At 67.0% G+C, this 15924-nt stretch carries 13 protein-coding genes and 1 riboswitch; of the genes, 2 read left to right on the forward strand and 11 right to left on the reverse strand.

Annotated features, from left to right (window positions below):
• Window positions 1-12 precede the first annotated feature (12 nt).
• The 4 genes from rpmA to DWV11_RS09720 form a co-directional block, all read right to left on the reverse strand.
• The gene (gene rpmA / locus DWV11_RS09705) at window positions 13-276 is read right to left on the reverse strand and encodes a 50S ribosomal protein L27 (protein WP_070347479.1); all 264 of its coding nucleotides are present in this window, start codon (window positions 274-276) and stop codon (window positions 13-15) included.
• Between the two features lie 61 nt (window positions 277-337).
• A complete protein-coding gene (gene rplU / locus DWV11_RS09710; RefSeq protein ID WP_070347480.1) occupies window positions 338-646 on the reverse strand; it encodes a 50S ribosomal protein L21 in 309 nt (102 codons plus the stop codon).
• 349 nt (window positions 647-995) lie between these two features.
• Window positions 996-2510 (reverse strand): bifunctional hydroxymethylpyrimidine kinase/phosphomethylpyrimidine kinase, encoded by a 1515-nt coding sequence (gene thiD, locus DWV11_RS09715; RefSeq protein WP_115788687.1) that lies wholly within the window; start codon window positions 2508-2510, stop codon window positions 996-998.
• A riboswitch (TPP riboswitch) is annotated at window positions 2504-2601 on the reverse strand. (Overlaps the previous gene by 7 nt.)
• Before the next feature lie 139 nt (window positions 2602-2740).
• Entirely contained in the window at window positions 2741-5836 is a 3096-nt protein-coding gene (locus DWV11_RS09720; protein ID WP_115788688.1) for an Rne/Rng family ribonuclease, read from the reverse strand.
• A gap of 460 nt (window positions 5837-6296) precedes the next feature.
• Here DWV11_RS09720 and DWV11_RS09725 point away from each other — a divergent pair, with 460 nt between their 5' ends.
• On the forward strand, window positions 6297-6965 hold the full coding sequence (locus DWV11_RS09725; protein WP_115788689.1) for a vitamin K epoxide reductase family protein: 669 nt from the start codon (window positions 6297-6299) through the stop codon (window positions 6963-6965).
• An 87-nt stretch (window positions 6966-7052) separates the two neighbouring features.
• Here the strand turns inward: DWV11_RS09725 and ndk are convergent, their stop codons facing one another.
• From ndk to ileS, 4 genes are all read right to left on the reverse strand, one after another.
• On the reverse strand, window positions 7053-7472 hold the full coding sequence (gene ndk / locus DWV11_RS09730) for a nucleoside-diphosphate kinase (RefSeq protein ID WP_115788690.1): 420 nt from the start codon (window positions 7470-7472) through the stop codon (window positions 7053-7055).
• Between the two features lie 90 nt (window positions 7473-7562).
• On the reverse strand, window positions 7563-8009 hold the full coding sequence (locus DWV11_RS09735; RefSeq protein WP_115788691.1) for a DUF4233 domain-containing protein: 447 nt from the start codon (window positions 8007-8009) through the stop codon (window positions 7563-7565).
• A gap of 2 nt (window positions 8010-8011) precedes the next feature.
• Window positions 8012-9373: a bifunctional folylpolyglutamate synthase/dihydrofolate synthase gene (locus tag DWV11_RS09740; protein WP_115788692.1), complete on the reverse strand. Its 1362-nt coding sequence runs from the start codon at window positions 9371-9373 to the stop codon at window positions 8012-8014.
• Window positions 9370-12714: an isoleucine--tRNA ligase gene (ileS, locus tag DWV11_RS09745; protein ID WP_115788693.1), complete on the reverse strand. Its 3345-nt coding sequence runs from the start codon at window positions 12712-12714 to the stop codon at window positions 9370-9372. Before ileS ends, DWV11_RS09740 begins: the two co-directional genes overlap by 4 nt.
• Window positions 12715-13050: 336 nt before the next feature.
• Between ileS and DWV11_RS09750 the strand changes: the two genes are divergently transcribed.
• The gene (locus DWV11_RS09750) at window positions 13051-14067 is read left to right on the forward strand and encodes an endonuclease/exonuclease/phosphatase family protein (RefSeq protein WP_115788694.1); all 1017 of its coding nucleotides are present in this window, start codon (window positions 13051-13053) and stop codon (window positions 14065-14067) included.
• Between the two features lie 46 nt (window positions 14068-14113).
• Here the strand turns inward: DWV11_RS09750 and DWV11_RS09755 are convergent, their stop codons facing one another.
• The 3 genes from DWV11_RS09755 to DWV11_RS09765 are packed head-to-tail and all read right to left on the reverse strand — an operon-like array spanning window position 14114 to window position 15912.
• Window positions 14114-14872, reverse strand: a complete 759-nt coding sequence (locus DWV11_RS09755) for an SDR family oxidoreductase (protein WP_115788695.1) — start codon at window positions 14870-14872, stop codon at window positions 14114-14116.
• 9 nt (window positions 14873-14881) lie between these two features.
• Entirely contained in the window at window positions 14882-15520 is a 639-nt protein-coding gene (locus DWV11_RS09760; protein ID WP_245953537.1) for a class I SAM-dependent methyltransferase, read from the reverse strand.
• On the reverse strand, window positions 15517-15912 hold the full coding sequence (locus DWV11_RS09765; protein ID WP_115788696.1) for a DUF488 domain-containing protein: 396 nt from the start codon (window positions 15910-15912) through the stop codon (window positions 15517-15519). Before DWV11_RS09765 ends, DWV11_RS09760 begins: the two co-directional genes overlap by 4 nt.
• Window positions 15913-15924: the final 12 nt, after the last annotated feature.

Raw genomic sequence — 15924 nt, forward strand, 5'->3', positions numbered from 1 at the left:
CAGAATGTGTTGTTACTCTGCAGCTGCAGCAGCAACGATGTTCACGACACGGCGGCCGCGGCGGGTGCCGAATTCGACAGCACCGGCCTGCAGAGCGAACAGGGTGTCATCGCCACCGCGGCCGACACCGGCGCCCGGGTGGAAGTGGGTGCCGCGCTGGCGGACGATGATCTCGCCGGCGGAAACAACCTGACCGCCGAAGCGCTTCACGCCGAGGCGCTGTGCGTTGGAGTCACGACCGTTGCGAGTGGAGCTCGCGCCCTTTTTATGTGCCATTTGAAATGCCTGCCTTTGAGGTTCTTGGGAAATCTGGTGAAACCCGGAAAGCAACCAGTGGTTACTTGATGCCGGTGATCTTGATCTTGGTCAGTTCCTGACGGTGACCCTGGCGCTTCTTGTAGCCGGTCTTGTTCTTGAACTTCTGGATGACGATCTTCGGACCACGGAGGTCTTCGAGGATCTCAGCCGTAACCTTGACCTTGGCCAGGTCCGCAGCAGCGGAGGTGACCTTGTCGCCGTCAACCAGGAGCAGTGCGGGCAGCTCGAGGGTGCTTCCGACTTCACCGGGGACGCGGTTGAGGGTTACGTAGTCTCCAACGGAAACCTTTTCTTGGCGGCCGCCTGCGCGGACAATCGCGTACACCACTTGGGCACTCACTTCTCTCGACGTTTCTTACAAAATTTGCGTGCGGAACCCGCGGAGCCGTTGTGGTCCTGATTCGCGCTGTGCCTCAACGCCGTGAACTCCAGGAAAGAAGCCCATGAGTCATCCCTGAACAGATCCAGGGGACATAACCCAAGTGTTGGCGTAAGCACCGAAGATCTAGATTACGCTAGTTTCGCCCTCGGCTGCAAATGAGGCCGGGCCCGGAGCGTGCCGTGTGATGGCTGCCACAGCGGCTATGCCGCCATCCGGTACCGTGCCCCACAAGCTTACCGTTTCCGGGCGCTCCGGCCGCGCACGCCCGATTCGACACGCTGAAAGGCCGACACGCTCAGGCATGCAGCCTCGGAGCGTCGAAAAACGCCGTCTCGTAGCGGCAGGACTGGACGAAGGCCTCGTGCATGGCGGTACGTTCTGCCGCGGACGCCGCACGGGCGGCGACGTCGACGACGTCGATCGCCTTCCGGGTGGCCTCGGCAAAGGCTTCGTCCGCGTAGGTCCGCAGCCAGTCCGCGTAGGGGTGGCCGGCAGGCTCCCCGGCGGCGACGAATTCGTGGTGCAGGCGCTGGCCTACCTCGGCATAGAGCCAGTAGCACGGCAGGATGGCCGCGACCAGCACCCCATAGCTCCCTGACGCAGAGGCTGCGAGCAGATGGTCCACGTAGGCCTTCGTGACCGGGCCGGTCTCGGTGGCCATGCGGCCGCCGAGCCAGTTCCGGTGCAGCTCGGATTCGACTTCCAGGCACTGCTGGGAGCCCTTTGCCCAGAACAGCTGTTCGTCTTCGCTCGGCGCCAGCGCACCGGCCCGGGCCAGCACCCTTGAATAACCGTTCAGGTAGAGGGCGTCCTGGGCCAGGTAGTAGCCGAAGTGTTCCTTCGACAGCGCTCCGGACTGCAGTCCACCGATGAACCCGAGGGCATGGATTTCGGCGAGTTCCAGTTCCGCCGCGTCCCATAGCTGCGCTGCGAAGCCGCCGGGCCGCAGCTGTCCCTGTCCGTGGAAGTGGTGGACGGGGCCGTTGCCCTGGCCGACTTCCAACTCCCCGGAGCGGGCGAGCGCTTCCTGCAGCCAGGGCTTCACCTCGTGCAGGGCCTCCTCCCAGCTACCCAGCCGCGCCTTGGCGGTGGCCATGGCGGACGAAAGCGAGCATCCAGTGCCGTGGCTGTTGCTGGTGGCAACCCGGGGTCCGGGAACCTCCACCACGTCCTGGCTGAGCAGGCCTGTGGTGTTCACGAGGGCGTCGGGACACTCCTCGCCGGCCAGGTGGCCACCCTTGACCAGCACCGTGCTCCCGGTGGACGCTGCGAGTCGCTTTCCCTGTGCCAGAGCCGAGGCCCAGTCCCGGGCTTCGTCTTCGCCCAGCAGCATGGCCAGTTCAGGAAGGTTCGGGGTGATCAGGTCAGCCAGCGGGAGCAAGGCCCGGAGTGCTTCCTCGGCGGAGCTTTCCAGCAACCGGTCACCGCTGGTGGCGATCATCACCGGGTCGAGGACGACGACGGCGGGGCGCACCTCCACGAGCCAGCGACGGACCTCCCCGATCACCTCGGCGTCGCCGAGCATACCGATCTTGACGGCGTCCACCGTGATGTCCTCGCTGATCGCATCCAGTTGCTCGCGCAGGAATCCGACCGGCGGAACGTGGACCGAACGCACGCCCTTGGTGTTCTGCGCGGTCAGCGCGGTGATGACGGCCATGCCGTAGCCGCCGTTGGCCGCGATGCTCTTGAGGTCGGCCTGGATTCCGGCACCGCCGGAGGGATCGGACCCGGCAATGCTCAGCACGCGAGGCGGCCGGGCAGCGGCGGGGTCAAGAGGGTAGACGGGAGTGAGTGGTGCGAGTGCCATGAAGCGGACATCCCTTCGCCGGTACTAACCGGGCAGGTTCAACGGGTCTGGTCTCAGCCGGCATCGGTGCGCGGCACCCCGTGTCAGGGTTCCAAGTCTAACGGCCCGCCTTGCCCGGTCCCCAGCCACAGCGGCCATGGCGGGAATGAGACCCGGGAAAGGCAAAAGCCCCGTTGCCTCACGCGATAAAGCGGGGGCAACGGGGCCTGCACGGTCAGGAAACCGGCTTCCTAGAGCTCGGACTTGGGAACGCCGACGCCGAGGATGATCGGTTCATCGGCGGCCTTCTTTACCGGCTGCTTCGCGGCGTTGTCCGGCAGCGCCGCCGGGGCCTTGGCCTCGTGGGCGGTACCGCCGCTGGCGCCGGTGGTCGTGTGCTGTTCCACCGTCGTGGCGTTGGCTGCGCCCTGGGCACGGCTCGCGCTCCGGCTGCGGCGGCTCCGGCGGCTGCGGGGAAGGTCGCCGGCGTCGACCCCTGCGGACGCTGTGTCCGGAGCGTCGCCGGCGGCAGCCTCCCGGCCAAGGCCGGCGAATGCCTGGGCGAGCAGGTCCAGGCTCATCGCGGGCTCGCTTCGAGCAGGTTCCTCGTGGTGGATGGCCAGCGGCAGCGCCACTTCCTCTCCGCCGAAACGAAGGACAGGCAGCACCGGTGCACTGGAAGCCGCCGGGGCCGCGGCCGCCGCCGAGGCCGCGCCGGTGTCGGCAGGTCCGGAGGCACCACGGGCAGCGGGACCGCCTTCGGAGGCTTCCGTCGCTGCTGCCGCGGCGAGGGCCTCGGCCGCGTGGAGTTCGTCGTCGTGCAGGTGCGCCGCATGCGCGGCGGCGGCAATGTTGGCGAACGCAGCGCGCGTCGCATCAGCCTTCGCCTGACGCTGGGCGTCAACTGCAACCTCCGGTGCGGGCGCGGCAACGGCGGCTTCCGGCGCTGCCTGTCCCCCGCCCTTGCCGCGGCGGCGCTTGCGCTCCGTGCGGGCAGGCTGCTGGCCGGCTTCCGTGTGCGGGCGGTGGTGTTCGGCGGCCACGACGTTGGCGCGGCGGTGCTCCACCGGTTCGTCATGGGTGACCACACCGCGGCCGGCACAGGCTTCGCACTGCTCTCCGAAGACTTCGAGCAGGCCGGTGCCCATGCGCTTGCGGGTCATTTGCACCAGGCCCAGTGACGTCACTTCTGCGACCTGGTGCTTGGTCCGGTCGCGGCCCAGGCATTCGACCAGGCGGCGCAGCACGAGGTCGCGGTTCGATTCGAGCACCATGTCGATGAAGTCGATCACGATGATCCCACCGATGTCGCGCAGGCGGAGCTGGCGGACAACTTCCTCGGCGGCTTCCAGGTTGTTCTTGGTGACGGTCTCTTCGAGGTTGCCACCGCTGCCGGTGAACTTGCCGGTGTTGACGTCAACCACGGTCATGGCTTCGGTGCGATCGATCACCAGGGAACCGCCGGAGGGCAGGAACACCTTCCGCTCGAGGGCCTTGTGGATCTGTTCGTCCACGCGCCACGCTGCGAAGATGTCCTGCTCGGAGGTCCACTTTTCCAGGCGTCCCACCAGGTCCGGCGCCACGTAGGTGACGTAGGCCTCGATGGTGTCCCATGCCTCTTCGCCGGAGACGATCAGCTTGGAGAAGTCCTCGTTGAAGACGTCGCGGACAACCTTGATGGTGAGGTCCGGTTCCCCGTACAGCAGTTCGGGCGCGAGGACCTTGTTGGAGGTCGACTGGCCCTCGATGCCTTCCCACTGGGCGCGGAGGCGGTTGATGTCGTGCGTCAGTTCCTCCTCGGACGCTCCCTCGGCCGCGGTACGGACGATCACACCGGCGTTCTCCGGGAGGCGGTCCTTGAGGATGCGCTTGAGCCGGTTGCGCTCGACGTCGGGCAGCTTGCGGGAGATGCCGGTCATGGAACCGCCGGGCACGTACACGAGGTACCGGCCAGGAAGGGAGATCTGGCTGGTCAGGCGGGCACCCTTGTGGCCCACCGGGTCCTTGGTGACCTGCACCAGCACCGAATCGCCGGACTTCAGCGCGTTTTCGATGCGGCGCGGCTTGCCTTCGAGGGTGACGGCATCCCAGTTGACCTCGCCGGCGTACAGCACGGCGTTGCGGCCGCGGCCGATGTCGACGAACGCGGCTTCCATGGACGGCAGCACGTTCTGGACCTTGCCCAGATAGACGTTGCCGATCAGGGAATCCTGCTGGGTCTTGGACACGAAGTGCTCGGCCAGGACACCATCTTCGAGGACGCCGATCTGGATCCTGTCGTCGCGCTGGCGCACGATCATCTGCCGGTCCACGGATTCGCGGCGGGCCAGGAACTCGGCTTCGGTGATGACCTGGCGGCGGCGTCCTGTTTCGCGGGATTCGCGGCGGCGCTGCTTCTTGGCTTCCAGTCGGGTGGAGCCCTTGACGCTGGTGACGCGGTCGGGTCCGACGCTTTCGGTGTGGGTGCGCGGGGCACGGACCCGGGTCACCGTGTTGGGCGGGTCGTCGTCCCCGCCACCGCTCAGCTCAAGGTCCTGGTCGCCGCGGCGGCGGCGACGGCGGCGGCGCGAGGTCACGCCGTCGTCGAGGGATTCAGCGGCCTCGCTGTCGTCGTCGGACGGTTCACTCTCTTCTTCGCTGCCGTCCTCGCGCTCATTGCCGCGGCGTCCGCGACGGCCCCGGCTGCGGCGGCGACGGCGGCTGCCGCCGTCCTCGAGTTCGTTGTCCTCGTCGTTCTCTTCCGCTTCGTCCTCGTCCGCGGCCGGAGCCGGGCGGACGACGGTGCTCAGGTCCGGTGCCTGGAAGATCATCGACGTGACGGACGCCGGTTCCAGGAACAGCGATGCGATGGGGCTTGCCGCCTCCTCGGGGGCAGTTTCCTCAGCCTCTTCAGCGGGGCCAGATTCGGCTTCAGCAGCGGCCGCGGGTGCGTCCGCGGCGGCCTCAGGCGCTTCTGCTGCCTCTTCGGCCGGGGCGGCTTCCCCGCTTGCCGCCTTGGCCCTGCTTGTCCGACGACGGCGGACCGGCTTTTCCGGCGCGGCTTCTGCCTCGACGGGAGCCGGCTCGGCCGGAGCGGCTTCGGCCGGAGCGCCTGAGGCGGCCTCAGCGTCGTTCCCGGCGAAGGCCGGAAGCGGCTCCTCAGCCTCGACCTTCTTGCGGACCCGGCTGCGCCGGACCGGGGCCTTCGGAGCTTCCTCGGTTTCCTCGTCCGGAGCCGCCACGGCTTCGGCGGGGGCCTCCGTCTTCGGAGCGGCCTTGCGGCGGGTCCTGGTGGTCTTCTTCGGTGCTTCCACGGTCTCTGCCGCTGCCGCATCCTCCGCGGCGGGTACTGCTTGATCGTTATCCATAAGTGGCAACACTCCTGCCCTTGTGCGACCGCCACATCCGGCGCCCAGTGGGGCACATATTGTCAAAACCCGCAGGCGTTGACAGAAGTCGTCAGTTGTCTCTCCGGTTCGCACCAGCGTGGGGGTGCGGCAAACACGGAAAGCCGGCTCTGCTGCGAACCCGCTGTTCTAATACCACAACCAGGTGCCGTCCCATGCCATGGCGGGCGTGCCGGGAATCTGTTTTCCGGGCATGCCCTGCTCAGGGCTGGCGGTCTTGGGAGCAAGATGCCGGACCGGATTCCGCATGTGGAACGGGCTCCGACCACGTTCATTCTCTCACACACCTGCCCGGATGGACGGAACTGAGTGCGTCAGGCTGGACGTTGCGCCAAGCCAGCGGCGCTACAATCCTCCCAGAGAGCGGCACCGGCGCCGGGAGCACCCGTAGTCCGCACCAAGCAGAAAGGGACCCACACCCATGCCAAGCCCCGCCAGCGACAACCTGGCCCATGCAAGCGCCTCCTCGGGCGGACTTTCCCAGGCGGAGGCACAGCTGCCGCGGATGGCCCGGGACATCCCGTTCGCGTGGCTCCTGCTGCTGACGGGCACCATCGCGTGGCTGGCCTCCGGCGCGCTGGTCCTGGAGAAGCTCCAGGTGCTGGCCGACCCCAAGCACGCAACGGTGTGCGACATCAATCCGTGGATTTCCTGCGGTGACGTGATGAAGACGCCGCAGAGCTCGGTGTTCGGTTTCCCGAACATGTTCATCGGAATCGTGGCGTTCGCGGTGATCATCACAACGGCGATGGCCCTGTTCGCGGGCGCCAAGCTGGCGCGCTGGTACTGGGTCGGCCTGCAGACCGGGGTGACCCTGGGCTTCGTCTTCATTGTCTGGCTGTGGTCGCAGGCGCTCTACGTCATCCACATCCTGTGCCCGTTCTGCATGGTGGTGTGGGCCTGCATGATCCCGTTGTTCGTCTTCGTGACCGTCCGCAACGTGGTGCACGGCGTGATTCCCGCGCCGGCAGGAGTGGCCAAGGTGCTGGGCGACTACGGCTGGATCATCGTGGCGCTGCTTTACGTGGCCGTGATTGCGAGCATTTTCTTCGCGTTCATCAGCGTCTTCGTGGGCACGTCCGGTTACTGAGCCGGGCCCGGGAGCATCCCGCGAGCGTACAGTTGCGGCCCCGAAATCGCCGCCGATTCCGGGGCCGCAACTGTACGCTCGCGCGGATTAGTCCTGGAACCAGATCTTGATCTCGCGCTCGGCGGATTCCACGGAGTCCGAGCCGTGGACCAGGTTCTGCTGGACTGCCAGGCCCCAGTCGCGGCCGAAGTCGCCGCGGATGGTGCCGGGGGCCGCCGTCGTCGGGTCCGTGGTGCCAGCCAGCGAACGGAAGCCCTCGATCACACGGTGGCCCTCGAAGATCGCCGCGACCACCGGCCCGGAGAGCATGAACTCGACGAGGGGCTCGTAGAAGGGCTTGCCGACGTGCTCTTCGTAGTGCTGCTCCAGCAGTTCGCGGCTGGCGTTGACCTTCTTGAGTTCGGCCAGGGTGTAGCCCTTGGCTTCGACGCGGGCCAGGATGCTGCCGCTGAGGTTGCGGGCGACGCCGTCGGGCTTGATCAGGACGAGGGTGCGCTCGATGCTCACAGTTGCTCCAATGCGGTGGTGGTGGGTTTCCCTGCCAGTTTACGGGGTTTGCGGGCGGCTCCGATGCGCCGGGTCACCCGGAGGCAACGCTCAGGCCTGCTGGCCGTCCGTGCCGTGCTCGGCCTCCCAGGCGGCCTGTTCCCGGTCGCGCTGGACGTTCTCCCGGTCGATCCGGATCCCGGCGCGGACCCCGTACCACCAGCAGGCAGCGAAGAGCACCCCGACGATGAACATCATCGGTTCAGCGAAACCCGTGAGGATCAGCACGATCTGCAGTGCCCAGCCGAGCCCGATCCCCCACGGCTTGCTGAGCACAGCGCAGGCGAGGACCAGCACCACGCTGAGGGCGATCCCGAAACCGAGGATCAGGGCCGGTGGCACCTCGCCGCGCTTGAGCCCGAACACGGCCAGGGTGGCGAAGAACGCCACGAAGGCCTCAAGCAGCAGCACGGTGGAGGCGAACATGACCTTTGTGGAGCGCCGCTTCTTCGGCATACCCGGCCGCCATTCGCGCTGGGCCCTGGTGAGTTTCGCCATTGTCAAGCACCGGCCTTTCCAAGGAGGATGCGGGCTTCGGCCACCACCGTAATGGAACCTGTGATGAGGACGCCGCCAGCCAGGTCGTCGTTGGCTTCGGAGCGTTCAACGGCCCATTCGATGGCGTCGTCGAGGCTTTCCGCGATGTGCACGTTCTCTTCGCCGAAGCCCAGATCCACGGCGAGTTCCGCGAGTTCCCCGGCGGGGATGGCGCGGGGCGAATTGGACTGCGTGAAGCAGAATTCCTCGGCGAGGTCGCCCAGGGATTCCTTGAGCTGGCGCAGGATTTCCTCGGCGTCCTTTTCCCGCAGCACGCCGATCACCACCACGAGCTTGCTGAAGTTGAACGCCTCGTGGATGGCTTCGGCGGAGACCCGGATGCCGTCGGGGTTGTGTCCCGCGTCCACGATGATGGTCGGCGCGGTACGGACCACCTCCAGGCGGCCCGGGGAGGTGACGCTGCCGAAAGCCTCACGCAACACCTGGCCGTCGAGTTCCTTCTCTCCCCCGCCGAAGAACGCTTCCAAGGCCGCTACCGCGACGGCCGCGTTCTCGGCCTGGTGGGCGCCGTGCAGCGGCAGCAGGATGTCCTCGTAGCGGCCCGCAAGGCCCTGGATGGTCAGAACCTGGCCGCCGACGGCGACGCTGCGCGACTCGACGCCGAACTCCACCCCTTCGAAGCGGAACGGCACCTCCAGCTCGCGGGCCCGGTCCAGGAGCACCTGGGCGGCGTCCACCGGCTGCGCGGCGCTGACGAGGAAGCCGCCGGGCTTGATGATGCCGGACTTCTCCTGGGCGATGTCCGCCGTCGTGTCCCCGAGCAGGTCGGTGTGATCCAGCGAGATCGGGGTGACCACGGAAACCTGGCCGTCGCCCACGTTGGTGGCGTCGGTGATGCCGCCCAGGCCCACCTCGATCACCGCCACGTCCACGGGCTGGTCTGCGAAGACAGCGAAGCCGAGGATGGTGAGGCATTCGAAGTAGGTCAGCCGCGGCTGGCCCTCGGCGACGAGTTCCTTGTCCACGATCTCCAGGTACGGCCGGATCTCGTCCCAAATGCGCACGAACGTGGCGTCATCCACCGGTTCGCCGTTGATGCTGATCCGTTCGGTCACCTTGGACAGGTGCGGGCTGGTGTAGCGGCCGGTGCTGAGGCCGTGGGCGATGAGCCCGCGCTCGATCATGCGCGCCGTGGACGTCTTGCCGTTGGTCCCCGTGATGTGGATGATCGGGTACGCCTTGTTAGGCTTCCCCAGGACGTCCATGGCCCGGAACAGCGGCGCCAGGCGCGGTTCCATCTTGTTTTCCGGGGCACGGCCCAGGAGTTCGGCGTAGACGCTCTCTACGGAGAATTCGTCGCTCATGCGTCCACCTTTTCCACAGTGACTTCAAGGTCCGTATCGTCGCCGCTGGAACCCAGCTGCAATTCAACGGTCAGCGTTTCGGTCCGGACCAGCTCCTCGTTGTCACGTACCGCGTGGAAGATTTGCCGGTTGGACTTGACGGTGGTGCGGATCCGGTCGCTGACGTTCAGTCCGGCGTCCTTGCGGGCCTGCTGAATGGCGCGGACCATGTCGCGGGCCAGGCCTTCGGCTTCGAGTTCCGGGGTGACTTCAGTGTTCAGAACCACGAAGCCGCCGCCGGGGAGCATGGCGACAGCCTTGCTGGCGGCAGCACCGCCGTCGGCCGATTCCGCCACCACGGTTTCCAGGGTGTATTCCTGCGGCTCAAGCTCGAGCCCGCCGGCGGTGACCACACCGGCGTCGCTGACCGACCAGTCGCCGGACTTGGAACCCTTGATGGCCTGCTGGACGTTCTTGCCCAGTCGCGGCCCGGCGGCCCGGGCGTTGACCACGAGTTTCTGCTCGATGCCGAATTCCTCGGGCGAGGCGGCCGCGGCGTCGAGCAGCCGGACCGAACGCAGGTTGAGTTCATCGGCGACGACGGCGGCAAAGCCTTCCAGCGCGTCCGCGCCGGGTGCCACGACGGTCAGTTCCTGCAGCGGCAGGCGGACGCGCAGCTTGGCGGCCTTGCGCAGGGACGAACCGGTGGAGCAGATCTGCTGCACGCGGTCCATCGCTGCCACAAGCTCCGGCTTGGCCGGGAACAGGGACGCGTCCGGCCAGTCGGCCAGGTGTACCGAGCGGCCGCCGGTGAGGCCGCGCCAGATTTCCTCGGTGACCAGCGGCAGCAGGGAGGCGGCCACGCGGCACACGGCTTCGAGCGCCGTGTACAGGGCGTCGAAAGCGTCGGTGTTTTCGTCGAAGAAACGCTGGCGGCTGCGGCGGACGTACCAGTTGGTGAGCATGTCCAGGTAGCTGCGCAGTTCATCGCAGGCACCGGAAATGTCGTAGCTGTCCAGGCTTTCCGTGACGGAGCGCACCAGGTCGCCCGTGTTGGCCAGCAGGTACTGGTCCAGTTCATCGGAATAGCCGTCGTAGCGCAGCGTGGCATCGTAGCCCTGCGCTGTTCCATCCACTGCGTTAGAGGCGTTGGTGTACAGGGTGAAGAAGCTGTACACGTTCCACAGCGGCAGGATGACTTGGCGCACGCCGTCGCGGATGCCCTGCTCGGTGACGATCAGGTTGCCGCCGCGCAGGATCGGGCTGGACATCAGGAACCAGCGCATGGCGTCCGAACCGTCGCGGTCCAGGACCTCGGAGACGTCCGGGTAGTTGCGCAGGGACTTGGACATCTTCTGTCCGTCCGAGCCGAGCACGATGCCGTGGCTGATGACATTGCGGAAGGCCGGGCGGTCGAAGAGCGCGGTGGACAGGATGTGCAGCATGTAGAACCAGCCACGGGTCTGCCCGATGTACTCGACGATGAAGTCTGCGGGGTTGTGGGTGTCGAACCACTCGCCGTTCTCGAACGGGTAGTGCACCTGGCCATAAGGCATGGAGCCGGAGTCGAACCACACGTCCAGTACGTCTTCCACGCGGCGCATGGTGGACTGCCCTTCTTCCGGCGAACGGGGGTCGTCCGGGTTCGGGCGGGTCAGTTCGTCGATGAACGGGCGGTGCAGGTCCACCTGGCCCTCGTTGTTCAGCGGCAGGCGGCCGAAGTCGGCCTCCAGTTCGGCGAGCGAACCATAGACATCGGTGCGGGGGTACTCCGGGTCGTCGGACTGCCAGACCGGGATCGGGGAGCCCCAGTAGCGGTTGCGGCTGATCGACCAGTCACGGGCGTTCTCCAGCCACTTGCCGAATTGGCCGTCCTTGACGTTGCCCGGGATCCAGTTGATCTCCTGATTCAGTTCGGACATCCGGTCCTTGAACTTGGTGACCTCCACGTACCAGGAGGAAACGGCGCGATAGATCAGCGGGTTGCGGCAACGCCAGCAATGCGGGTAGCTGTGCTCGTAGCTGGCCTGGCGGACCAGGCGGCCGTCGGCACGCAGCACCTGCGTGATGGGCTTGTTGGCTTCGAAGACCTGCAGGCCCACGATGCCGGCAAGCTCGCCGTGCGAGAACAGTGGCAGGAACTTGGCGCCCTCGTCCACAGAGAGCACCACGGGGATGCCGGCGTCTTCACAGACCTTCTGGTCGTCTTCACCGTAGGCCGGGGCCTGGTGGACGATCCCCGTGCCGTCGCTCGTGGTGACGTAATCGGCCACGAGGAAGCGCCAGGCGTTCTGCGTGCCGTACTTCTCGGCGTCGGCGAAATCGTTCCAGAGGGGCTCGTACTCAAGACCGGCGAGTTCGGCGCCGGTGTAGCTGGCCTCGACCGCGGCGGTGGCGGCCGCCGCGCCAGCGGCACCGTCACCGTACCCGAGGTCCTTGGCGTAGGAACCGAGCAGATCAGCGGCCAGCAGGAAGCGGCCTGTGACTGGCGCCTCCTCGGAGGCGGCCTTCACGCCGTTCGGCCCGGCGGGCAGCACGGCGTAGGAGATTTCCGGCCCGACGGCGAGCGCCAGGTTGGTGGGCAGGGTCCAAGGCGTGGTGGTCCAGGCGAGCGCCTGCACGCCTGCGAGCGCCTTGGAGAGTTCGGAGTCCCCTGCCTTGACGGGGAAGGTGACCGTGACGGTCTGGTCCTGGCGGTTCTTGTAGACGTCGTCGTCCATGCGCAACTCGTGGTTGGACAGCGGCGTCTCGTCCTTCCAGCAGTACGGAAGCACGCGGTAACCGTTGTAGGTGAGGCCCTTTTCGTGCAGCTGCTTGAAGGCCCAGAGCACCGACTCCATGTACTCGACGTTGAGCGTCTTGTAATCGTTCTCGAAGTCCACCCAGCGGGCCTGGCGGGTGACGTAGGCCTTCCACTCGTTGGCGTACTTCATGACGGAAGCGCGGCAGGCCGCGTTGAACTTGTCGATGCCCATGGCCTCGATCTGGGTCTTGTCCGTCATGCCCAACTGCTTCATGGCTTCCAGTTCGGCCGGGAGGCCGTGGGTGTCCCAGCCGAAACGGCGTTCGACACGCTTGCCGCGCTGGGTCTGGTAGCGGCCTACCAGGTCCTTGGCGTAGCCGGTGAGGAGGTGGCCGTAGTGCGGCAGGCCGTTGGCGAAGGGAGGGCCGTCATAGAACACAAACTCGTTGCTGCCATCGTGACCGGCTTCGCGCTGGTCGATGCTGGCTTGGAAGGTTCCGTCCTCATCCCAGTACTTGAGGATGCGCTCTTCGATGTCCGGGAACTTCACGGAAGCGGAAACACCGGCGGCTGTGCCGTCGCCGGAAGCGGCCGTTGTGGCCTTGGGATAAAAGGTCATCTCGAATCCTGGTCTGAGCTGGTGGGACTGTTTGTCTGTCAGGATGCGAGGACGGCGCCCGTGCCGCTTGCGCAGCACCGGTACCGCGGTACCACCTCACTTACCGTCGCCTGCCCTCCAAGGGAGGGACCGGCGTCGGCCGCTCATTGCTGCTGTGACGGGCTTACCCGTCCGGTTCTACTGGCCCCCGGCGCGCGGGAGGGTTCTTCCGGAAGCTCACCGGTGATGGCCGGGTCAGTGCTTGTGGCTCAAGTCTAGCCGCAGCAGGACACCGGCCTCCACCTGGACGTCCACCCGGCATGAGTTGTCGTACGGAGGGGGCCTAGACTCGGGCTCATGACTCGTGCTGCCCGCGGCAAGCCGCGCTCCCGGCGCCGTACCGTGCTCGTCCTGGCCGTTCTGGCGGCCCTTTCGGTGGCGGTGCTGTCGTTGTTCCGGGCCCTGCCCGTGGAATGGCCGACGCCGGTGGTCCAGTTACTGGCGTTCACGCCGTGGGCGGTGTTTCCGGCAGCAGCGGCGGCGGGTCTGGCCGCGTTCAGCCGCCGGACGTGGCTTGGCGTGGTCGCGGCCCTCCTGCTGCTGGCGCAGCTATTCTGGCTGTTCCCGCTGGATTTCAACCGGTACCTGCCCCGCTCGGCGGACACCGTGGAACTGCCGGTGATGAGCATCAACTCCAGGTACGGGCAGGCGGACGCTGCGGAAGTGGTCCGCCTGGTCCGGGAGAACGGTGTAAGGCTGCTCGCAGTCCAGGAACACTCCGCCTCCCTTGAAGCGGCGCTGGAACGAGCCGGACTGCGGGGGCTGTTGCCGTACCGGATCAGCAGTCCGACGGAGGACGCAGCCGGCAGCGCGGTGTACTCCGCGTATCCGCTGGAGGCCGTGGGCCTGCTTCCCGACACACCGTTCCACATGCCGACCATCCGGGTGACGGCGAAGGCCGGTGGCCTTTCGGCCGTTTTCGAGGTGACGAATGTGCACACCCTGCCGCCGGTGGACTCCCGGATCGCCCAGTGGCGGCACGACCTGGCGGCCGTGGGGCGTCTCGGATCCAGGCCCGGGAACCGGGTGCTGCTGGGCGACTTCAACGCCGGCTACGACCACCTTGAGTTCCGGCGGCTCCTGGATGCACCGCTCGCCGGCGGCACCGACGGGCGCAGGCTGGTGGATGCCGGGATCGCGAACAACGGACGGCTGATCCCCACCTGGCCCATGGAGGGGATGACGCTGCCCGGCGTTGTCCTGGACCACATCGTGACCACCCCGGAGATCACCGCCACCGGCTACTCCGTCCACCGGGTCCCGGGCAGCGACCACGCAGCCGTCATCGCAACCCTCGCGGTTCCTGGCCGCTAAGTGCGCGGGACCCTCGCCGCAGCGGGCCTGGGCCAGCGGCGGCGCGCTAGCCTTTCCGGATCAGCTTGTGGTTGGCGGCCTGTGCCACGGGGCGCACAGTGATGTGGTCCAGGTTGATGTGGTGCGGCACGGACACGGCGTAGCGGACCACCTCGGCCACGTCTTCGGCCAGCAGCGGCTTCTCGACGCCGGCGTAAACCTTCGCCGCGGCTTCTGCGCTGCCGAGGCGGTTCAGGGCGAACTCCTCGGTGTACACCAGGCCCGGGGCAACCTCGATGACCCGGACATTGTTTTCGGCTTCCTCCAAGCGGAGCGCACCGGTCAGTGCGTGCTGGGCGGACTTGGCCGCGTTGTACCCGCCGCCGCCTTCGTAGGCCGCGAGGGCCGCAGTGGAGGTCAGGTTCAGGATGGTGCCTTCGCCGTTGCTGCGGAGCATGGGCAGGAAGGCCCGGATCATCTTCATGGTGCCCAGCACGTTGACCTGGTACATCCATTCCCAGTCCTCGGTCTGCGCGTTGGCCAAGGTATCCGCGCCCCGGGCGCCGCCGGCAATGTTGATGAGGGTGTCCGCTCCGCCGTGCCGCTCCACCAGCCGGAGCAGGATGTCGATGTCTTCGTCCTTGCTGATGTCTGCCGGGACGGCCACCGCGCCGGTTTCGTCGGCCAGGGCGGTGAGCCGGTCCGCGCGGCGAGCCACGGCATAAACCTTCCAGCCGTCGGCCCTCAGCGCACGCACAGTCGCTTCCCCGATGCCCGTGCTGGCCCCGGTGACTACTGCGGTCCTCGTCTGTTGTTCCTCAGTCATGGCACCACACTAACTTGCTTTGCCCGGGCCGATTGCGTGGCCCAGGATGTGGTCGAACGCCGGTGCCAGGCGGGCCGGGGCGAAGCTGAAACGCCGGTAGTCCACCACCGTGAACCCGGCTTCAACAATGGCTCCCAAGGTGTCCCTGTTGGGGTGGCATCCTCCGGCCATTCGTTGCCAGGCCGGGCTCACGAAATCTTCCACGGTGGCCACGAACCTGCGGCTGGAGCGGACGTGTTCGTAGAACGCCAGCGTCCCGCCGGGACGCAGGACCCTGCGTATTTCGGCGAGCGCCGCCGCCTGCTGCGGAACGCTGCAGAGGACGAGGCTGACGACGACGGCGTCGGCGCTGTGCTCCGCTGCGGGGATCCCCTCGGCGGTTCCGGGGAGAACATGGACGGGGACGGGAGCGGTTCGCGCCTTTCGGGAGGCGATCCCCCTGAGGTAATCGTCAGGTTCCACGGCCAGAACACTGCGAACGGTGTCCGGGTAATAGGCGAAGGATGAGCCTTCTCCTGCGCCGACCTCGATGACGGATCCTTGCAGACCGGCCAGGAGTTCGCGACGGTGCCCGCCGACGCCACGTTCGTCCATGTGCTGCACGGCACGCGCATAGGCCCGGGCAAACCGTGGATGCTGCGGCGTCACCGGCCGGCCTTTCCGTGCATGTGCCCGCGCAGGGACTTCTCGAGGTACTCGACGAGGACCCTGGCGTGGTTGACCTCAGGGTCCCGGGCCGCATACAGCAAAGTCACCCTGCGATGCTTCCCGGCCAGGTCCAGGAGCGTGTCCACGGCGGGGTTCTGCTCCAATTCGGCCAGGTACGCCCTCCGGAAGTCGGCAAACCGCTCCTGCATGTGCGCGAACTCCGTACGGAGGGGCGGCGAAGGGGCGATCTCCTTCAGCCACAGGTCCAGGCCGGCCCGTTCCTTGCTCACTCCGCGCGGCCAGAGGCGGTCCACCAAAACCCGGCAGCCGTCGTCGTCGGAGGCGTCGTCATAGATGCGTTTGGTCACCCATCGCGCGCGCTGTTCGGCCATAGCCGGATGCTA

This window comes from Arthrobacter silvisoli (assembly GCF_003369445.1).
In the GTDB taxonomy this organism is placed as follows: Bacteria; Actinomycetota; Actinomycetes; order Actinomycetales; family Micrococcaceae; genus Arthrobacter; species Arthrobacter silvisoli.